This window comes from Alloyangia pacifica (genome assembly GCF_020524285.1).
GTDB classification, from domain to species: Bacteria; Pseudomonadota; Alphaproteobacteria; order Rhodobacterales; family Rhodobacteraceae; genus Salipiger; species Salipiger pacificus_B.
In genome coordinates, this window is record NZ_JAIVKX010000011.1 from 61,698 (window position 1) to 80,256 (window position 18,559).

18 protein-coding genes are annotated in these 18,559 nt (G+C 66.1%); 10 read left to right on the forward strand and 8 right to left on the reverse strand.

Annotated elements, in window-relative coordinates; all coding sequences use genetic code 11:
- Nucleotides 1-42: 42 nt before the first annotated feature.
- The 5 genes from LC039_RS16110 to LC039_RS16130 all read right to left on the reverse strand — a co-directional run bounded on the left by LC039_RS16110 (nucleotide 43) and on the right by LC039_RS16130 (nucleotide 6,126).
- Entirely contained in the window at nucleotides 43-1,701 is a 1,659-nt protein-coding gene (locus tag LC039_RS16110; RefSeq protein WP_226626297.1) for an ABC transporter ATP-binding protein, read from the reverse strand.
- Nucleotides 1,701-2,531 carry an ABC transporter permease gene (locus LC039_RS16115; protein ID WP_226626300.1) on the reverse strand — a complete coding sequence of 277 codons (831 nt, stop codon included), beginning with the start codon at nucleotides 2,529-2,531 and terminating at the stop codon, nucleotides 1,701-1,703. Before LC039_RS16115 ends, LC039_RS16110 begins: the two co-directional genes overlap by 1 nt.
- Nucleotides 2,532-2,557: 26 nt before the next feature.
- On the reverse strand, nucleotides 2,558-3,520 hold the full coding sequence (locus tag LC039_RS16120; RefSeq protein WP_226626302.1) for an ABC transporter permease: 963 nt from the start codon (nucleotides 3,518-3,520) through the stop codon (nucleotides 2,558-2,560).
- Between the two features lie 100 nt (nucleotides 3,521-3,620).
- Nucleotides 3,621-5,243, reverse strand: a complete 1,623-nt coding sequence (locus tag LC039_RS16125) for an ABC transporter substrate-binding protein (RefSeq protein WP_226626303.1) — start codon at nucleotides 5,241-5,243, stop codon at nucleotides 3,621-3,623.
- 151 nt (nucleotides 5,244-5,394) lie between these two features.
- A complete protein-coding gene (locus tag LC039_RS16130; protein WP_226626305.1) occupies nucleotides 5,395-6,126 on the reverse strand; it encodes an HAD-IA family hydrolase in 732 nt (243 codons plus the stop codon).
- A gap of 495 nt (nucleotides 6,127-6,621) precedes the next feature.
- Here LC039_RS16130 and LC039_RS16135 point away from each other — a divergent pair, with 495 nt between their 5' ends.
- Nucleotides 6,622-7,911, forward strand: coding sequence for an NAD(P)/FAD-dependent oxidoreductase (locus tag LC039_RS16135; RefSeq protein WP_226626307.1), 1,290 nt, complete (start codon nucleotides 6,622-6,624; stop codon nucleotides 7,909-7,911).
- 79 nt (nucleotides 7,912-7,990) lie between these two features.
- On the opposite strand, the gene LC039_RS16140 is transcribed toward LC039_RS16135, so the two are convergent.
- Nucleotides 7,991-8,890, reverse strand: a complete 900-nt coding sequence (locus LC039_RS16140) for a GNAT family N-acetyltransferase (RefSeq protein ID WP_226626309.1) — start codon at nucleotides 8,888-8,890, stop codon at nucleotides 7,991-7,993.
- Nucleotides 8,891-9,173: 283 nt separating this feature from the next.
- Between LC039_RS16140 and LC039_RS16145 the strand changes: the two genes are divergently transcribed.
- The 3 genes from LC039_RS16145 to LC039_RS16155 are packed head-to-tail and all read left to right on the forward strand — an operon-like array spanning nucleotide 9,174 to nucleotide 11,848.
- Nucleotides 9,174-9,542, forward strand: a complete 369-nt coding sequence (locus tag LC039_RS16145) for a cupin domain-containing protein (RefSeq protein ID WP_226626310.1) — start codon at nucleotides 9,174-9,176, stop codon at nucleotides 9,540-9,542.
- 24 nt (nucleotides 9,543-9,566) lie between these two features.
- The gene (locus tag LC039_RS16150; RefSeq protein ID WP_226626312.1) at nucleotides 9,567-10,937 is read left to right on the forward strand and encodes an aspartate aminotransferase family protein; all 1,371 of its coding nucleotides are present in this window, start codon (nucleotides 9,567-9,569) and stop codon (nucleotides 10,935-10,937) included.
- The gene (locus LC039_RS16155; RefSeq protein ID WP_226626314.1) at nucleotides 10,937-11,848 is read left to right on the forward strand and encodes a 2-hydroxyacid dehydrogenase; all 912 of its coding nucleotides are present in this window, start codon (nucleotides 10,937-10,939) and stop codon (nucleotides 11,846-11,848) included. Before LC039_RS16150 ends, LC039_RS16155 begins: the two co-directional genes overlap by 1 nt.
- 88 nt (nucleotides 11,849-11,936) lie before the next feature.
- On the opposite strand, the gene LC039_RS16160 is transcribed toward LC039_RS16155, so the two are convergent.
- Nucleotides 11,937-12,431: an Lrp/AsnC family transcriptional regulator gene (locus LC039_RS16160; RefSeq protein ID WP_226626315.1), complete on the reverse strand. Its 495-nt coding sequence runs from the start codon at nucleotides 12,429-12,431 to the stop codon at nucleotides 11,937-11,939.
- Between the two features lie 452 nt (nucleotides 12,432-12,883).
- On the opposite strand from LC039_RS16160, the gene LC039_RS16165 reads away from it, so the two are divergent.
- From LC039_RS16165 to LC039_RS16180, 4 genes are all read left to right on the forward strand, one after another.
- Complete coding sequence (locus tag LC039_RS16165) at nucleotides 12,884-13,411, forward strand: flavodoxin domain-containing protein (RefSeq protein WP_226626318.1); 528 nt, start codon at nucleotides 12,884-12,886, stop codon at nucleotides 13,409-13,411.
- A gap of 95 nt (nucleotides 13,412-13,506) precedes the next feature.
- The gene (locus LC039_RS16170; protein ID WP_226626322.1) at nucleotides 13,507-13,692 is read left to right on the forward strand and encodes a hypothetical protein; all 186 of its coding nucleotides are present in this window, start codon (nucleotides 13,507-13,509) and stop codon (nucleotides 13,690-13,692) included.
- Nucleotides 13,693-13,854: 162 nt separating this feature from the next.
- Nucleotides 13,855-14,631 carry a transglutaminase-like domain-containing protein gene (locus tag LC039_RS16175; protein ID WP_226626326.1) on the forward strand — a complete coding sequence of 259 codons (777 nt, stop codon included), beginning with the start codon at nucleotides 13,855-13,857 and terminating at the stop codon, nucleotides 14,629-14,631.
- A 341-nt stretch (nucleotides 14,632-14,972) separates the two neighbouring features.
- Complete coding sequence (locus tag LC039_RS16180; protein WP_226626328.1) at nucleotides 14,973-15,488, forward strand: cell wall hydrolase; 516 nt, start codon at nucleotides 14,973-14,975, stop codon at nucleotides 15,486-15,488.
- 84 nt (nucleotides 15,489-15,572) lie between these two features.
- Here LC039_RS16180 and cbbR read toward each other — a convergent pair whose 3' ends face one another.
- Nucleotides 15,573-16,526 carry a LysR family regulator CbbR gene (gene cbbR / locus LC039_RS16185; RefSeq protein ID WP_226626331.1) on the reverse strand — a complete coding sequence of 318 codons (954 nt, stop codon included), beginning with the start codon at nucleotides 16,524-16,526 and terminating at the stop codon, nucleotides 15,573-15,575.
- Between the two features lie 100 nt (nucleotides 16,527-16,626).
- Between cbbR and LC039_RS16190 the strand changes: the two genes are divergently transcribed.
- Both LC039_RS16190 and LC039_RS16195 read left to right on the forward strand, forming a co-directional pair.
- Nucleotides 16,627-17,634 (forward strand): class 1 fructose-bisphosphatase, encoded by a 1,008-nt coding sequence (locus LC039_RS16190; protein ID WP_226626334.1) that lies wholly within the window; start codon nucleotides 16,627-16,629, stop codon nucleotides 17,632-17,634.
- Nucleotides 17,635-17,682: 48 nt separating this feature from the next.
- Nucleotides 17,683-18,555, forward strand: coding sequence for a phosphoribulokinase (locus tag LC039_RS16195; protein ID WP_226626337.1), 873 nt, complete (start codon nucleotides 17,683-17,685; stop codon nucleotides 18,553-18,555).
- Nucleotides 18,556-18,559: the final 4 nt, after the last annotated feature.

Sequence of the window (18,559 nt, forward strand, 5' to 3'; positions counted from 1 at the left end):
AAGGGCCCCATGAGGGGCCCTTTTACATGCATGAAGCGGCGTTCAGCGCAGTGCGAACTGCTTCACCAGTTCGGGGTCCTGCTCCAGCGACGACAGCCAATCGGTGTCGAGCTGCGGGATCGAGGAGATCAGCAGGCGCGAGTAAGGGTGCTGCGCCTTTGCCGTCATGTCCCGTGCGGCCAGCGCCTCGACGACCTCGCCCTTGTACATCACCAGCACCTCGTCGCAGATCGCCTCGACCGTCGACAGGTCGTGGCTGATGAACATGTACGACAGGTCCAGCTCGCGCTGCAGTTCCTTCAGCAAGTCGATGATCGCGGCGGCGACGACGGTGTCGAGCGCCGAGGTGATCTCGTCGCAGAGGATCAGCTCCGGCTCTGCCGCAAGCGCGCGGGCGAAATTGACCCGCTGCTTCTGACCGCCCGAAAGCTCGCCCGGAAGACGGTGGCGGATGGCGGCCGGCAGTTGGACCATGTCGAGCAGTTCGATCACCCGACGCTCCCGCTCGCGGCCCTTGAGGCCGTGATAGAACGTCAGCGGCCGGGCGAGGATTGCGCCGATGGAATGCGTCGGGTTGAGCGCGGTGTCGGCGAGCTGGAAGACGATCTGGCTCTTGCGCAGCTCTTCCTTGGAGCGTTTCGCGAGGTCCGGCAGCATCTCCTGCCCGTCGATCAGCACGTCGCCGCGATAGGGAGGCAGGATCCCCGCGATGGCCCGCGCCAGCGTCGACTTGCCGGAGCCGCTTTCGCCGATGACGCCGAGGTTGCGCCCCCGCTCGAGCCGGAAGCTCACGTTCTTCAGGACCTTTGCCAGCGGCTCACCGTTGCGCATGTGGCCGTAGCCCGCACAGAGGTCGCGGACCTCGATGATCGGACGGGGACGGGCCTCTTTCGACGCCGGGCTTGCATGCAGCTTGGGTTCGAAAGCGGACAGCAGTTCGCGGGTATAGGGATGGGAGGGCGCGTGCATGATCTGCTCGACGTCGCCCTCTTCCTGCACCTCGCCGCCCTTGAGCACGATAATCCGGTCGGCGATCTGGGCAACGACCGCGAGATCATGGCTGACGTAGACCCCCGAGGCCCCGCTTTCCGCCATGGCCGCCTTGAAGGCGCGCAGCACCTCGATCTGGGTGGTCACGTCGAGCGCGGTGGTCGGCTCGTCGAAGATCACCAGATCGGGGCTGCCGATCAGCGCCATGGCGGCCGAGAGGCGCTGCAGCTGCCCGCCGGAGACCTGATGCGGATAGCGGCTGCCGATGGTGTCCGGGTTCGGCAGGGCCAGCGCCCGGAAGAGCTCGACGGCGCGGGCCTCGGCCTTGGCGCGGGGCATCAGGTCGTGGATCGTGGTGATCTCGATCACCTGGTCCATGATCCGCTTGGACGGGTTGAAGGCGGCGGCCGCGGATTGCGGCACGTAGGACACCTTCGTGCCGCGCAGTTCGGCCCGCTGGCGCTCGGTCATCGCGGTGATCTCGGACGTGCCGAGGCGGATGGTGCCGCCGTCGATTTCGCAGCCGGTGCGGGTGTGGCCCATCAGCGAGAGCGCGATGGTGGTCTTGCCGGAGCCGCTCTCACCGATGAGCGCGACCATCTCGCCGGGCGCGATATCGAAGGAGACGCCCTTGATGATCTCGACTCGGCGGCCGCTGTCGGTGGTCGCGCCGATGCGCAGGTCGGAGACGGATACGAGAGGTTCGGTCATCATTCGCTCCTGTCGCGGATCTTGGTGGGCAGGTTGTCGATGAACATGTTCACCGAGATGGTCAGCGTGGCGATGGCGATGGACGGGAAGATCACCGCCGGCGCACCGAAGCTCATGCCTTCGATGTTCTCGCGCACGAGGCCGCCCCAGTCCGCGTTCGGCGGCTGCACGCCGAGGCCGAGGAAGGACAGCCCCGAGAGCACCAGCACGATGAAGATGAAGCGCACGCCCAGGTCGGCGAGCACCGGGCCGAGGATGTTGGGAAAGATCTCGCGGCTGATGAGGTAGAAGGTCGTCTCGCCGCGGGCCCGGGCCACGGTCACGTAGTCCATCGTGTTGACGTTCACGGCGAGCGCGCGGGCGTAGCGGTAGGCGCCGGGGATGTAGATCGCCGCCAGCGTCAGGATGAGGATCGGTATGGAGGAGCCGAGGGCGGCGACGCTCACCAGCCCGAAGAGCAGCGAGGGGATGCCGTTCAGCGCATCGAGCAGGCGCGAGAGCACCATGTCGAACCACCCGCCGATGACGGCGGCGACCATGCCCAGAAGGACACCGGCGGTGACCGTGATGAACACCGCCGCCAGCGAGATGCCCACCGTGTAGCGCGCGCCCATCAGGATGCGGGAAAACACGTCGCGCCCGAGGTAATCGAGACCGAACCAGTACTCCGCGGACATCGGCGTAAAGTAATCCCAGCCGACGATTTCACCCGGAGGATAGGGCGCCACGATGGGTCCGACGATGGCAATCACCGCCCAGAACAGGATCACGGCAAGGCCGATCCGGCCGACGAGGTTGAAGCGATAGCCGAGGCGCGCGGGTGTGGGCACGCGGGCAAGAAGGGACGTTCGAGCGGTCATTTGCGCAGCCTCGGGTTGGAGAGGATGGCCACGATGTCGGCGAGGGTGATCAGCGAGAGGTAGCTGACACAGAAGATCATCGCGCAGGACTGGATCAGCGGCAGGTCGCGGGTGGCGACGGCATCCACCATCAGCTTCGCGACACCGGGGTAGTTGAAGATCGTCTCGACGATGATCACGCCGCCGACGAGATAGGAAAGCGACAGCGCCACCGCGTTGGCGATCGGCCCGATCGCGTTGGGCAGCGCGTGGCGCAGCACCATGCGCGACCGCGAGGCCCCCTTCAGGAGCGCCATCTCGACGTAGGGTGTGTTGATCGTCTCGATCACGGCGGCGCGCGTCATGCGGATCATCTGGGCCGAGACGCCGATGGACAGGCTGATCACCGGCATCGCGTAGGCCTTCAGCAGCTCACCCCAGCTCTGCGCTTCGGCGCTCGACAGCGACAGCGCGGGCAGCCAGCCCAGCCACACGGCGAAGACCAGCACTGCGAAGGTGGCCAGCATGAATTCCGGCACGGAGATGATCGAGATGGTGAAGATCGAGATCACCCGGTCCAGCGCCGAGCCGCGGTACATCGCCGCCAGGATGCCCAGCGTCAGAGCCACGGGCACCGAGATCATCGTGGTCACCCCGGCCAGCTTCAGCGAGTTCACCAGACGCCCGCCGATCAGCTCGGAGATCTCGATCCGGTTGGCGTAGGAGGTGCCGAGGTCGCCTTGCAGGAAGCCTGTCAGCCAGTTGACGTACTGCTGGATCGCCGGCTCGTCCAGGCCCATCGCCGTGCGCAGACCGGCAACGGCCTCGGGCGTGGCGGCCTGCCCAAGCAGGATCTCGGCCACGTCGCCGGGCAGAAGCTGGCAGGCGAAGAAGACGGTGAGGGAGATGATGAAGAGCGTCAGCAGCGCCAGCGCGAAACGCTGGACGACGTAGAACCAGGGCAACAGGGATGGGGCCACGCGGTGCCTCCTCGTGCGGGGTGGTAGGGAGCGAAAAGGGCCAACGGCCCTTTTCTGGGGTAGGCAAACGCCGAGCCCGCGGGGGCCCGGCGGATTGGGGTCAGTCTTTGAGCCAGACGTACTCTGCGAAGGCAAAGCCCATCAGGCCGCCCAGCGGGTTGGCTTCGAGGCCGCCGACCTTCGAAGAGACACCGTCGACGTTGGCCATGAAGGCGGGGATGACGGTGCCGGCCTCGTTGGAGACCATCGCCTGCATCTCGTGGTAGATGTCCGTGCGCTTGTCCTCGTCGAGCAGGCCGCGGGCTTCCACCAGCATCTTGTCGAACTTGTCCGACGCCCAATGGCTCTCGTTCCACGGCGCGTTCGAGGCGTAGAGCAGCGAGAACAGGATGTCGGGGGTCGGGCGCGGGTTGATGTGGCCGAAGTGGATCGGCGCCTTCAGCCAGTAGTTCGACCAGTAACCGTCCGACGGTACGCGGTCGACGGTGAAGTTCATGCCGATCTTGGAGCCGGCCTGCTGCATCACCGTCGCCATGTCGACCGAGGAGCCGGCGGCGTCGGAGGCGATCAGCGGGATCTCGGTGCCCAGCACGCCCGCCTTTTCGAAGTGGTGCTTCGCCTTTTCGGGGTCGAAGGCACGCGGTTTCAGCTCGGCGTTGTAGTACTTGCTCACCGGCGAGACGGGCTGGTCGTTGCCGATGTCACCGAGGCCGCGCAGTACCGACTTGTGGATCAGCTCGCGGTTGATCAGCGCCTTCATGCCTTCGACGAACTCGGCCTTCGAGCCGGGCTCGATGTCGAGGCGGATGTTCATGTCGGTGTAGTTGCCGACGGTCGTGGTGCTGGCCCAGACCGCATCGGAAGTGTCCAGCATGCGGGTGGCGCGGGGGCCGACGGCGCCGGCGAGCTGGATGTCTCCCGACATCAGCGCGTTCACGCGGGCGGTGTTGTCCGCGATGGCGATGAACTCGAAGCTGTCGAGGTAGGGGCCCTCGTCCTTGAAGTAGTTCGGGTTCTTCGTGCCGACCGACTTCACGCCGGGCTCGAAGACTTCGCAAACAAAGGGCCCGGTGCCGTTGGCGGTCGAGAAGTCGGTGGTGCCGTCGGCGATGATCATGAAGTGGTGCAGTGCGAGGATCGTCGGCAGGTCGGCATTCGCCTCGGCAAGCTCGATGCGCACTGTCAGATCGTCGACCTTGGTGATCGAGCTCATCTGCTGGGCGATGGAGTGCACCTTGGAGCCCGTCGCCTCGTCGAGGTGACGCGACAGCGAGTAGACGACATCCTCGGCGGCGAGTGTCTTGCCGTCGTGGAACTGCACGCCGGACTTCAGCTTGACGGTCCAGACCTTTGCGTCCTCGGTGGCGATGTCCTCGGCCAGCTCCATCTTCAGCACGCCGCCGTCGGCGAGGAAGGTCAGGCGGTTGTAGAACGCACAGATGCGGGCGTAGTCGGTCGAAAGCGAGGCTTTCGCCGGATCCAGCGTGTCGGCGGTGGAGGCGGACCAGCCGGCGGCGCGCAGCGAGCCCCCGAAGACCGGCGTCGCGGCCACGGCTTCGGACGCGCGCAGCAGCAGAGAGCCACCGGCGGCGGCGGCGACACCCGAAGACATCAGCATCTTCAGCAGGTCGCGGCGCGTCGCGCCACGGCGGATCGCATCCTCGATGCGGGCGTCGTCGCGGCCCGTCCAGTTGCTCGGCATCCAGTTGGTGGGTTTGGTCATGTCGTCAGTCCCTGTTGTGGAGGCATCCCGGGGGAGCGGCCTCCTTTATGATCTTATCCCCGTTCCGGGGGCGGAGAAACGGCCGGACGGTCTTCTCGCCGTCTCGACCGTCGCGAGTCCGCCGCGCGAGACCTGCGCGACGGCGGAAGGATCAGCCCTCGAAGGCATCCTCTGCGGCACACGCCAGTTCGATCAGCGCGTGGAAGTGGTAATCGGGCTCGGTGAATTCCTTGGGCTCGATGGTCCCGCCATAGCCGTTCTGCGCGTGGCGGCGCTGGATCCAGGCGTTGGTCATGCCCAGCTCGCGCGAGATGCCGATGTCGTGGTACTGGCTCTGCGCGGTGTGCAGGATGTCGTCCTTGGAGCCGCCATCCTTGGCCACGTAGTCGAAGACCTGTTGGAAGTAGTCGGGGTTGGGCTTCTCGCAGCCGGTGTCGTCGGTGGTGAACCCGGCCCAGAACGGCTGACCCAGCTTGTCCGCGTATTTCTCGAAGGCCCAGCGGCGGGCGTTGGTCATCGCGATCAGTTTGTAGCGCGCCTTGAGCTTGGCCATCGCCTCGGCGCTGTCGGGGAAGGGCTTTGCCTCACCCACCGTGTCGATCATCAGCTGGCGATACTCCTCGGTATCGGGCAGGCCGAAGGCGGCGGCGATGCGCGAGTAGCAGCGACCCAGATCATCTGGGAAGAGGCCCGCGCCCGGCTCGTAGCGCGCGTCACGGTAGACCGAAAGCGCCGCTTCGCCGTCCACGTCCACGCCTTCCTTGGCGGCGATGGTCGCAAGGCCTTCCTTGATAGCCCCCTCGAAGTCGATCAGCGTGCCCACCACGTCGAAGGTGACGTAGCTGAAGGCGGTCAGGGGTTTCACTGCGGTCTCGGTCGCCATCTGGCGCGGTCCTTTCTGTCAGGTGCCGGAAGGAGGATGCGGCACGTCCGGGGGGTGACCCGTCGGGTCTGTCTGGTTCGGCGGCAGGGAATGCGCCGGGTCCGCGAGCGGCTGACGAGAGTGGGGGCACGCCTCGGGACATCATCAGCATCACCGCTTCAGCGCAGTCGCGGATGCTAAATCCCGGACGCAGACGGCAGAAAGTTCCGAAATCTCGGGCCCGGCGGCATATCAGTCCAAGTTGCGGCATCGGCCTTCAGAACGGCGATTTATGCGAAAATCGGCCCGAATATGCCCGTTTCGCAGGCAAAACCCGCTGTGCGCGCCCCGCAATCGTGGGGCTGCGCGCGCCGGTCATGGCGCCAATACGGCACGGCATGCTGCGCTCGGCGTGGAATAGCACATTTCCTGCGGCGAGACCGGACAAACCGGCACACGGCACGGCAGAAGTTGCGGCATCCTGCGCTAAGACAGCTGAGCGCAAGGACCGACGTCATGAAATATTCCTCCTACTGGCATGACACCGCCCCCGTCTTCACGGCGGGGCAAACCGGCCCAGTGGCGGGTCGTGTGGACGTGGCGGTGATCGGCGGCGGCTTCACCGGGCTGAACGCCGCGCGCAAGCTGGCGCGGGAAGGTGTCTCGGTGGCGCTGCTCGAGGCGGGCGCCGTCGGCTCCGGCGCCTCCGGGCGCAATGGCGGCCACCTCAACAACGGTATCGCCCACGGCTACGCCAGCGCGAAGGCGCATCTCGGCGCCGAGAGAGCCCATGCACTCTATAAGGCCTATGACCGCTCCATCGACATGATCGAGGATGTCATCGCCGAGGAGGGCATCTCTTGCGATTTCCGACGTGCGGGCAAGCTCAAGCTGGCCTCGAAGCCCTCCCATGTCGCCGGGCTGCGCGCGAACTTCGAAACGATACACGCCGAAGTCGACGCCGCGACTCGCTGGATCGACCGTGCGGATCTGCCGTCAGAGGTCGGCTCCGAGGCATTCCACGGCGGCATGCTCTACGAGAAGACGGCGATGATGCACATGGGCCGCTATGCGCACGGGCTGGCCGAAGCCGCGGCGCGGCACGGCGCGCTGATCTGGGAGCAGGCCCCGGTCACCGGGCGCAGCCGCAACGGCGCGGGCTGGCTGCTGGAGACCCCCAAGGGCACCCTGCAGGCCGAGCGCGTTATCCTTGCCACCGGCGCCTATTCCGGCCAACACAAGGGCGCAAAGCTGGGCTACTTCCGCCGCCGTATCATCTCGGTCGGATCCTTCATCATCGCGACCCGCCCGCTGACCGACGCCGAGATGGCGCAGGCGCTGCCCGGCGACCGGACCTACGTGACCTCGATGAACATCGGCAACTACTTCCGCCGGTCGCCCGACAACCGCATCATCTTCGGCGGCCGCGCCCGCTTTTCGGCCCGCTCCGACCAGCAGTCCGATGCGAAGTCCGGCCAGATCCTGCGCCGCGGCTTCGAGGAGATCTTCCCGCAACTGGCCGACATCGAGCTGGACTACTGCTGGGGCGGCCTCGTGGACATGACACAGGACCGCTACCCGCGCGCGGGCGAGGCGGAGGGAATGATTTACGGCATGGGCTTTTCCGGCCATGGGGCGCAAATGACCACGCTGATCGGCCAGACCCTGGCCGACATGGCGATGGGGCGCACGGACACGAACCCGCTGGCCGGCATGGAATGGCCGCCGATCCCGATGCACACGGGAACGCCCTGGTTCCTGCCGCTGGTCGGCCAGTGGTTCGCCCTCAAGGACCGCTTGTCCTGAGGCGCGTCACTCCAAGAAAAGGGCCGCCGTTCTTTCGAAGGCGGCCCATTTGCATTCGTTCAGAAGAACAGCGGCTTCGTCAGCCGAGCGAGTGGGTCGCAAGGCCATAGACCTGAGCCCCGGTCGTCGCCCGTCGCGCGGGACCGCGGCGCATCTCGGTAACCGTGTCGTAGACCCCCAGGTTTGCTGCGGACAGCAGCGCCCGGAAGGCCTCATGCGCCACCGGCGCGTCGACGCGGACGAACGCCCCCTCGGAGGCGCGGATCAGCGGCGCAGCAAGCTGCTCGGCCATCGCATCGTCCTCCGCCACAAGTGGTCCGACGACGACACCGCGGCCGAAGGGCCGCTTCAGCGCGAAGCCGCGGACTGCGCCGTCGCGCACCGCGACCAGCCCCTCGGACCGCCGCAGCAGCGCGTCGAGCGCAACCGTCCTGTCGGCCCCGTAGGCCGCTGTATCAAGCTGGCGCACCGCGTCCAGGTCATCCACCTCCAGCGGACGGATAAGCAGGCCCGGCACCGGCTTCGGCACGGGGACGGCGCTGGCAAAGCCCTGGTGCTGCGCGATATTGCAGACAGGCTCCAAGCCCGCGGACGCATAGAAGGCACGCGTCGCAAGTGTCGCGGTGATACGCAGATCGCGGCCCTCGCAATCCTTCAGGACTCGCTCCAGAAGCCGACGCCCCGCACCGTTGCCCTGCAGGCGCGGCGTGACGATCATCATGCCGAGCATGGCGAAGTCCTCTCCCATGGGAAAGTACATCGCCGACCCCATCGCGCGGCCGATCTCGTCATGCGCAATGTACCCCTGCCCCAGCTCGAGAAAGAGCTCGATGTCCCGCCCGCGATGCGGCCAGAAGACGCTGACCGCGAGTTCATGCAGGTGCGGCAAACTCTCGGCGGTCACCGGGCTGATGGTCGCACGGAAGGTCTCGAGTAAAAGGGGGGCGTCCTCGGGCGGGGCGGAACTGTTCTCGCTCAACTTGGTCGGTCCATCTGGTTGTCGGGCGCCAGGCCCGCTCGGAAGGTTCAGCTCCACTATCCAGCAAGGCCAGCAGGGAATTCCACCAAATATCCCGCGCTGTCGAAACTTTATGCTGTTCTTCCCACCCGCGGCCCCGACCTGCCGGCGGACCCGGCGCAGAAGATTGTGTGGCCCGGCCCCAAATCGGCAGGCGATGCCGTGGAAACGGCGCATTCAGTCCCCGCGCGGCACCTTCCAGGTGCGAGAAATGCACATGACCCAAGATGCAGCGGAGCCACGGATGCCCCTTCTCCTTTCCCTCGACACCGCCCCCACCTTCGCCCCAAAGGAAGCCGATGCCGCGCCCGACCGGCTGATCGAGGGCGCGCCTCACTACAAGACCTGGGAGCTCGACACCGCGCTCTACGAGGCCGCGCGCTGGGGCAAGGTCCGCACCGGCATCTGGGAGGCCACACCCGGCAAGACCATCTCGCTGAAGGGCGAGACCTTCGAGTTCTGCCACATCCTCTCGGGGCGCTGCACAATTTCCGAGGACGGCGGCGAGAGCCACACCTTCGGCCCCGGCGACAGTTTCATCATGAAGCCCGGCTTCATCGGCACCTGGCACACGCTGGAAACGGTGAAGAAAATCTTCGTCATCGCCTCCTGACCCATTCCTGACACGGAGCACAAAATGCTGACCAATTCCCTTGTCGAGCTGGACCGCCAGCACCTTGTCCACCCGGTCTCGTCCTTCCGCGGCCACGAGGCGCGCGGCGTGCGTGTGCTGCGGTCGGCATCCGGCGCCACCGTCACCGACGCCGAGGGCCGCGAGCTGATCGACGGCTTCGCCGGCCTGTGGTGCGTCAACGCCGGCTACGGCCATGAGAGCGTCGTCGAGGCCGCCGCCGAGCAGATGCGCAGGCTGCCCTATGCGACCGGCTATTTCGATCTGGGGGCAGAGGCGCCGATCCGGCTTGCCGCCGAACTGGCCGAGCGCAGCCCGGGCGATCTCAACCACATCTATTTCAGCCTCGGCGGCTCGGACGCGGTGGACAGCACGATCCGCTTCATCCGCTACTACTGGCACGCCAAGGGCCAGCCCCAGCGCGACCAGTTCATCTCGGTCGAGCAGGGGTATCACGGCTCGACCACCATGGGCGCCGGCCTCACCGCCCTGCCCGGCTTCCACGAGGGCTTCGGAGTGCCCTACCAGTGGCAGCACAAGATCTCGTCGCACTACGTCTACCGCAATGCCCTGAAGACCGACCAGGAGATCATCGACGCCTCCGTCGCCGAGCTGAAGTCGAAGGTCGCAGCCATCGGTGAGGACAAGGTCGCCGCCTTCTACGTCGAGCCGATCCAGGGCTCGGGCGGGGTGCTGGTGCCGCCGAAAGGCTGGGTGAAGGCGATGCGCGTTGCCTGCGCCGAGATGAACATCCTGTTTGTCGCCGACGAGGTGATCACCGGCTTCGGTCGCACGGGCCCGCTCTTCGCCAGCGCAGAGGAAGGCGTCGTGCCCGACCTCATGACCACAGCCAAGGGGCTGACCTCGGGCTACGTGCCGATGGGCGCGGTCTTCATGCGTGACCATGTCTACGAGACCATCGCCGAGGGCGCGGGGGCCAAGGCAGTGGGCCACGGTTTCACCTATTCGGCGCATCCGGTTTCCGCCGCCGTCGCGCTGGAGGTGCTGCGGCTCTACGAAGGCGGGCTGCTGGAGAATGGCCGCAAGGCCGGGGCGCGGCTGATGGCGGGCCTCGAGACGCTGCGTGATCACCCGCTGGTCGGCGACGTGCGCGGGCGCGGCATGCTGGCCGCCGTCGAACTGGTCACCGACAAGGAGAAGAAGACGCCGCTGCCTGCCGCCGTGCAGCCTGCCACGCGTCTCTTCGACCGGGCATGGGAACAGGGGCTCATCGTGCGCAGCTTCGCGCAGGGCATCTTCGGCTACGCGCCGCCGCTGTGCTGCACCAACGCCGAGATCGACGCGATCGTCGAGCGCACCCGCACCGTGCTCGACCTGACGCTGGAAGATCCGGAGATCCGCGCGGTCCTCGGCTGATGGCGCTGCTCTTCCTGTCCCTACCCGAACGCGCCGCGGTCTGGAAGCCGCTGTTCGAGGCGGCAGGGGTCGAGATGATCGTGGGCGAGGCGACGGTGACCGACCCCGCCGCGATCACCCATCTGGTGTGCTGGGTGCCGCCGAAGGATCTGCGGCGCTATCCCAACCTGCAGGTGGTGATCTCGACCGGCGCGGGGGTCGACTACATGCCCCCGATGCCCGAGGGCGTGCAGCTTGCCCGCACGCTGGCACCGGGCATCGAGGAGATGGTGCGTGACTGGGTGGTGATGGCCACGCTGATGCTACACCGCGAGATGCCGGTCTATCTGGGTCAGCAGCGCGAAGGCCGTTGGCAGACCCGCCCGGTGCCGCTGGCGCGTGGCACGCGGGTCGGGCTCATGGGCATGGGGCGGATCGGGCGACTGGCCGCTGAAACCCTGCGCGGCCTGGGCTTTGACGTGGCGGGCTGGTCGCGGTCCGGTCGCGCCGTGTCGGGGATCGAGGTCTTCGGCGCAGATGGCATGGATCCCTTCCTTGCCCGCAGCGAGATCCTCATCTGCCTGCTGCCACTCACCGCCGAGACGCGCGGCCTGATGGACGCCAGCTTTTTCGCGAAGCTGCCCGAGGGCGCGAAACTGGTCAACGCGGGCCGCGGCGCGCAGCTCGACATGGCGGCGCTGAAACGGGCGCTCGACGCGGGCCGGCTCGCTTCGGCGATGCTCGACGTGACCGAGCCCGAGCCGCTGCCCGAGGGCCACTGGGCCTGGGACGATCCGCGGATCGTCATCACCCCGCATGTGGGCGCCAGCACCGACGCCCGCGAGGGCGCGCTGCATGCGCTCGACGTCGTGCGCGCCACCCGTGAGGGCACGGAAATCCCCGGCCTCGTAGATCAGCTGCGGAAGTACTGAGCGGCGGCGCTTGCCACGACATGGGCCGGAACTCTGGACCGGATCTGGCCCGTTTGGCTGATTGCGCAGCTCTCGGGGGAGACCCGCGTCAGACCTTGTCGGCGAACAGATGGGTCAGCGGCATCTGCGTCTTGGAAAACGGCGTCTTCATCACAACGAAGCTGAAATACTTGTCGATCCCGATGTTGCGGTCGATCAACCCCTCGATGATCGTCTGGTAGTCGGAAATCGAGGCGGCCACGAATTTCGCCAGGTAGTCATAGCCGCCCGACACCAGATGGCACTCGACGCAGCATTCGACCTCCTCCAGGGCTTGCTGGAAGCGGGCAAAATCAATCTGCCGGTGGTTGCTCAGCGTGAACTCGGCGAAAACGATCAATGTCTCGCCAAGTTTCGCCATGTCGATCTGCGCCGCGTATCCGGTGATGTAGCCCGCCTTTTGCAGCTTTTTGACCCGCATCAGGCAGGGCGACGGCGACAGATGCACGAGATCGGCCAGCTCGACGTTGGTGATCCGGCCATTCCGCTGCAACTCGGCGAGAATCTTCAGGTCGATCCGGTCGAGCTTGTAACGGGAAGTCATGATCTTTGGTCCTTGGAGTCTGCGCGCTGCGCATCTTGTGAAAGGCAGAGCCGCCCTCAAGTCAACCGCATTCGACAGCAAGCCATGTCCCGGAGAGACCGGGGTCCGGCAGCCTCGCAAGAGATTTCCGCGCGCAGGCTCCAGAAGCCTTTGAGCATGCCAAGGTTGCTCCGGAGGGTGCGCGAGCCGCGTCGTTCATCTGCCCCCGAGGGTATTGACCATGGTCGCCAAGACGACCCGCGGCGGTCCGTGCTTGAAGCGATCCCATAGCGTTCGAGCGGCAGGGCTGCCTTGCGGGCATACGTCGGTCAGTCGGGATAACAAACATTCCGTTTGATACGCATCAACGCATTTCCCCCGGCATCATGGTTCAAGTCCCTACGGCCCTGCATCGCGCTCCGAAGACGACGCCATCGCACTGACGCAGGGACAGGCTGCCATGGGAGGCCACGATGAAAGTCCTTGTCGGCTATGCCACTGGAGAGGGGCAGACACGGAAGATCGCCCGGAGGATCGCGGACCTCGTCGCGGATCGTGGTCGCGCTGTCGAATTGCTCGCGCTGGACGATGCAGAGCACATCGCGCTTCAGCGCTTCGATCGCGTCATTTTGGCGGCCTCGATCCATGCGGGACACTACCAGAAGGCACTGTCGGACTTCGCCGGGCGTCATTCGGATGGCCTGAACGACATGCCCACGCTGTTCCTCTCGGTTTCGCTTTCCGCCGCGGGCCACGAGGCCGAGGACTGGCGGGGTCTCCAGCACGTTCTGGAAGACCTCGAGGCAGCCACCGGCTGGGCCCCCGGGCGCACGGAACAGATCGCGGGTGCCTATCGGCCTGCCGAGTATGACCTGTTTCGGCGTTTCATCATGCGCCGGATCATCGCGGACAAGGACCCGGACGCGGATTTGGACAACGGCAAGGAATACACGGATTGGGAGGCGCTGGATCGCCTCATCGAACACTGGATCGACGGCTGACCGTGCAGGGCTCCTGAGAGAAGAGTGCCCATGGACGGCGGGGAAAAGGCGTTCGGCGCAAGCTGGATACGCCGTTAAGAAAGGGAGAGCCGAACATGCGCCTGAAATCCAAGCGAAGAGAGCTGCAAGCGGTGAATGGTGCCGTGGGCTTGGTCGCAGGGCTCGGCGGCATCGTGGGCCGCATGTACGCGCCGGAAACCGGGGTGTTTCTGATGTTGGCGATCTGGATCATTGGCGCGACGCTGATCAACTTGCTGACTGATCCGCCCAGCAAGAAATAGAGAATTGCCACCGAACTTGGTCCGGCTAGGTCCAAGGGGGCTCTCTTCTGAGACGGCGGGGCAATGTCCGGCTTCAGTCGAGGGTCACACCCCGTTCCATCCGCGCACGTCGCGGCAGGGGACGGACACCCCGAGCTCACGTCGCCCCCAGGAGCAGGCCATATGCGGATCATGATCGAACTCGCGATGAACTACCGTTTCCCGCGCCCGAATACCGTGTTCTTCGCGCTGGAGGCGGCCAAGCTCGAGGGGCAGGAGGTTCTCCAGGAGAGCCTCGATCTCGGCACGGCGGCGCTGACCCGCATTGCGGGGGACTCGGGCGTCGGAGAACGGATCTGGGCACAGGTTCCCGACTGCGAGGTGAACCTGACCTATCGCGCTTGGCTCGACATCACCAGGGCCGTGCCTCGGCTGGAGACGATGGACGCCGTGCCGCTGCATCTGATCCCCGGGGAGGTGGCGCCTTATCTGCGACCCTCGCGCTATTGCCAGTCGGACAAGTTCGTCACCTTCGTGCAGCGGCGCTTCGGACACCTGCCCGGAGGGCAGAAGGTTCTCGCGATGCGCGACTGGATCGAAACCAACCTCACCTATGTGCCCGGCAGCTCCGATGTGGACACCAACGTCCTGGAGACCTTCGCCGGACGTCAGGGGGTGTGCCGAGACTATGCGCATCTGATGTGTTCCCTCGTCCGTGCCGCGGGCATCCCGGCCCGCATGGTGGCCGTCTACAGCCCCGACGTCGTACCGCCCGACTTTCACGCGGTCACGGAAGTCTGGCTGGACGGCAGATGGTGCCTTGTCGACGCAACCGGCATGGCGCAGGCGGACTCGATGGCAATCATCGCGGTTGGCCGAGATGCCTATGACGTGGCGTTCATGGACTCCCAGGAGCCGGCCGAACTGCTCTTTCAATCGGTGCTCGTGACACCGGCCTGACGCAACTTCCTTGACGCGTCTCATCTCTCCCGCCGCGCGACCTCGCGCTGGCGCCCCTGCTCCTGCTTGCCCAAGCCGCCCAAGAAGAGCCCGATGACACGAAAGCAGACCCGAGAGGCCGAAACTTCGGATACTCTGTAAAATGTGTCATTCACGGACCTCTCGGATCGCGGCTTTGCTTTTGGGCAACCATCATGTCATCGATGAAGGCCACCGCGGCGGATTGCTTCGGGGCTCGGCAGCAAGAGCGTTTCGAGATTGAGCGCGGAGGGCAATGGCGACTATGGTCCTGCCGCAGACCGCGACCGGCAACGGGGGGCGGCACGAGACGAGAGGCATGCATGAGAGTTGAACGCAGGAAAAGCACCGTGGTCCTTGCCGGAGTGGCACTTGCCCTGCTTGCGGGCTGTGGCGGCTCCCATCGTCGTCACGCCGCGGGCGAGCTCGAATGCATGGAAAGGGCGATGTACTTCGAGTCTCTCCGGTCCAGCCGCGACGGGATGGTTGCCGTCGGCAGCGTGGTGATGAATCGCGTGGCCTCGAGCGAATTCCCCGGCTCGGTCTGCGCCGTGGTGGGACAGAAGAACCAGTTTGCACCCGGCATCATGCGGCGCGACATGGGTGGCCCGACGATGCCGGTCGTGCGCGAGGCCGCAATGTCGGTACTGCAGGGCGAGCGACATCCGCTGGTTGGCAACGCGCAGTTCTTCCACGCGGCGAGCTACCGCGCCTCCTACAACAACATGCACTACGTGCTGACCACGGGCGGCAACGCCTTCTACGAGAAACGGCGCCCCGAGAACGTGACACGCCCCAACCCGCCGGGAGCCCTCGAAGGGCTCACCGGGCGCTCCTGACCCGCCCCTCTTTCCAGCGAGATCGCGTCCAGCGCCCCGTCCCATCCCCAGCGCGGCCCGCCGGACGATCACTTGGCGGCAGCATCACGACCCGGCACCCGGGGTCCGCACCGGCGGCCAGCTCGGCAGGAAGCCAGCGCGCTCGGCGGCGATGAAGTCCCAGACAGTACGCGCCGCCCCGGTCACCGGCCTGTCGGCGCGGTGCAGCAGGAACCAGTGCCGCATGATCGGCAGACCGGGCAGATCAAGCGTCACCAGCCGCCCGCTGCGCAACTCCTCGGCCACCGTATGGTAGGAGATGATGGCGATCCCCAGCCCCGCGATCACCGCCTGCTTGATCGTCTCGTTGGAATTCATCTCGGCCCGCGCATAGGGCTTGCCCTCGCCGATCCGGTCGAGAAAACGGGTGGCGAGGATGCGTGTCCCGGAGCCCGGCTCGCGCATCAGGATCATCTCCTTCAGGACGTCCTCGGCGGTGATCTCGGCGGCGCAGGCGAGCGGATGATCCGGCGGCGCGATCAGCACGTGCGGGTGATCCCCAATCGACAGCGCCTCGACCGCCGGCTCGCGCGGCGGGCGCCCCATGATCGCGAGATCCAGCGCCCCATCCTGCAGCGCCGCGATGATCGTGTCGCGGTTGCCGACCTCGAGGACGATCTCGATGTCTGGGCAGGCCTTGCGCAGCCGCGCGACGATGCCCGGGGCAAAGTACTTGCCGGTCGAGACCACGCCCAGAACCACGCTGCCCGCCATGCCCTTCTGCAGCGCGTCGATTCGCTGCAGGGCACGGCGGAACCCCGCCTCTGCCGTCTCCCAGGCCTGCAACAAGGCCGCCCCTTCCGGCGTTGCGCTGAATTTGCCGATACCTTCCCGCGTCAACAGGACGCAGCCAAAGGTCTTATCCAGCGCTCTCAACTGGCTGTGCACCGCCGGGGCTGTCAGCCCGAGCTCTTCCGCGGCCCGTGAAATTGACCCTGCTCTTTCAACAGCTTCCAGAGCGCGGAGCTGTTTCAGCGTGAGCGAGGCAAGTCGGCGCATTAGATTTTCTCTAATTTGAACTCAGAATTTTTAAATTTTCTAACAAGCAAGCTTCCGCAAGATCAAGGGCACGTCACACGTCGAGGAGGAGGAGGCCTTGATGACCGACACCCACGCTTTCCCCGCGGAGGCCCCGATCCCGGCGGCCCTGCGCCCGGCCCTCGAGGCCATCGGCCAGGTCGCCCGCGATCTCGCCCACCGGATCGCCCGCGGCCCGCTCGACGGCCAGATGGCCGCCCATGTCGGCGACAATGCCGACGGCGACGCGCAGAAGGCGCTCGACCTGCTCGCGGACGAAGCCTTTGCCGAGGCGATCCGCGGCACCGGCGTGCGCTGGTACGCCTCCGAGGAGCGCGACGCGCCGGTTCTCCTCGATCCGGAGGGCACGCTGGCGCTGGCAATCGACCCGCTCGACGGCTCGTCCAACATCGAGACCAACGTCTCCATCGGCACGATCTTCTCCCTGCGTGCCGCCCGCGAGACCGGGGCGGAGACCTTCCTCCGCCCCGGGCACGAACAACTGGCTGCAGGCTACGTGATCTACGGCCCGCAGGTGATGCTGATGCTGAGTTTCGGCGATGCGCTGCAGCACCACATCCTCGATCCCGAGACCGGCCTCTTCACCCTGCTGAGCGATGCCGTCAGCGTCGACGGCGGCAGCACCGAGTTCGCCATCAACGCCTCGAACTACCGTCACTGGTCGAAGCCGATCCGCGCCTATATCGACGATTGCCTCGCCGGGGCCGAGGGGCCGCGCGCCTGCAATTTCAACATGCGCTGGATCGCCTCGCTGGTGGCCGAGACGCACCGCATCCTGATGCGTGGCGGGCTGTTCCTCTACCCGTCCGACGCCCGCCCCGGCTACGAGGCCGGCCGGTTGCGCATGGTCTATGAATGCGCCCCGATCGCCCTGCTGATCGAGGCCGCGCAGGGCCGCGCCACGGATGGCACCACCCGCATCCTCGACCTGATCCCCGAGAGCCTGCACGCCCGCACGCCCTTCGTCTTCGGCTCGGCGGGCAAGGTGGATCACGTCGCCGCCTATCACGATCTGCCCGATCAGGAGGTCTCCGCCCTCTTCGGCAACCGCGGCCTGTTCCGCGCCTGACCCATTCGCCCGACGCCCTGCCCCGAGTTTCACGGAACCAAAAGACCCATGAGCAAGAAGCATCCCATCATCTCCGTCACCGGCTCTTCGGGCGCCGGCACGACCACGGTCAAGGCGACCTTCGACCAGATCTTCCGCCGCGAGGGGATCACCGCCGTCAGCATCGAGGGCGACGCCTTCCACCGCTACAACCGCGCCGACATGAAGGCCGAACTGGAGGCACGCAAGTCTGCCGGGGATGAGACCTTCTCGCATTTCTCTTATGACGCAAACGAGTTGGGCGAACTCGAGGAGATCTTTCGGACCTACGGCGAGACCGGCACCGGGCGCACCCGTCACTACGTGCACGACGAGGGCGAAGCCGCGCGCTGGGGCACCGCCCCGGGCAATTTCACCGACTGGGAAAGCTTCGACGAGGGCAGCGACCTGCTGTTCTACGAGGGGCTGCATGGTGCGGTGGCCAACGACGAGGTGAACCTCGCGGCGCTGGCGGATCTCAAGATCGGCGTGGTGCCGGTGATCAACCTCGAATGGATCCAGAAGATCCACCGCGACAAGGCCAGCCGCGGCTACACCACCGAGGCGGTCACAGACACCATCCTGCGCCGGATGCACGCCTATGTGCACTGCATCTGCCCGCAGTTCATCCAGACTGACGTGAACTTCCAGCGCGTGCCGGTGGTCGACACCTCCGACCCGTTCATCGCGCGCTGGATCCCCACCGCCGACGAGAGCCTCGTGGTGATCCGCTTCCGCAACCCCCGGGGCATCGATTTCCCCTATCTCACCTCGATGATCCAGAACAGCTGGATGAGCCGCGCCAATTCCATCGTGATCCCCGGCGGCAAGATGGATCTGGCGATGCAGCTCATCTTCACGCCCATGGTCCAGCGCCTCGTGACCGAGAGCAAGCGCGCCTGATTGG

Excerpts from the sequence above, each read along its gene's own strand:
- LC039_RS16145 (WP_226626310.1), top strand. The coding sequence starts at position 9,174 with ATGCCCCTTCTCCTTTCCCTCGACACCGCCCCCACCTTCGCCCCAAAG.
- LC039_RS16155 (WP_226626314.1), top strand. The coding sequence starts at position 10,937 with ATGGCGCTGCTCTTCCTGTCCCTACCCGAACGCGCCGCGGTCTGGAAG.
- LC039_RS16180 (WP_226626328.1), top strand. The coding sequence starts at position 14,973 with ATGAGAGTTGAACGCAGGAAAAGCACCGTGGTCCTTGCCGGAGTGGCA.
- LC039_RS16175 (WP_226626326.1), top strand. The coding sequence starts at position 13,855 with ATGCGGATCATGATCGAACTCGCGATGAACTACCGTTTCCCGCGCCCG.
- LC039_RS16125 (WP_226626303.1), bottom strand. The coding sequence starts at position 5,243 with ATGACCAAACCCACCAACTGGATGCCGAGCAACTGGACGGGCCGCGAC.
- LC039_RS16190 (WP_226626334.1), top strand. The coding sequence starts at position 16,627 with ATGACCGACACCCACGCTTTCCCCGCGGAGGCCCCGATCCCGGCGGCC.
- LC039_RS16110 (WP_226626297.1), bottom strand. The coding sequence starts at position 1,701 with ATGACCGAACCTCTCGTATCCGTCTCCGACCTGCGCATCGGCGCGACC.
- LC039_RS16165 (WP_226626318.1), top strand. The coding sequence starts at position 12,884 with ATGAAAGTCCTTGTCGGCTATGCCACTGGAGAGGGGCAGACACGGAAG.
- LC039_RS16170 (WP_226626322.1), top strand. The coding sequence starts at position 13,507 with ATGCGCCTGAAATCCAAGCGAAGAGAGCTGCAAGCGGTGAATGGTGCC.
- LC039_RS16150 (WP_226626312.1), top strand. The coding sequence starts at position 9,567 with ATGCTGACCAATTCCCTTGTCGAGCTGGACCGCCAGCACCTTGTCCAC.
- LC039_RS16135 (WP_226626307.1), top strand. The coding sequence starts at position 6,622 with ATGAAATATTCCTCCTACTGGCATGACACCGCCCCCGTCTTCACGGCG.
- cbbR (WP_226626331.1), bottom strand. The coding sequence starts at position 16,526 with ATGCGCCGACTTGCCTCGCTCACGCTGAAACAGCTCCGCGCTCTGGAA.
- LC039_RS16160 (WP_226626315.1), bottom strand. The coding sequence starts at position 12,431 with ATGACTTCCCGTTACAAGCTCGACCGGATCGACCTGAAGATTCTCGCC.
- LC039_RS16195 (WP_226626337.1), top strand. The coding sequence starts at position 17,683 with ATGAGCAAGAAGCATCCCATCATCTCCGTCACCGGCTCTTCGGGCGCC.
- LC039_RS16130 (WP_226626305.1), bottom strand. The coding sequence starts at position 6,126 with ATGGCGACCGAGACCGCAGTGAAACCCCTGACCGCCTTCAGCTACGTC.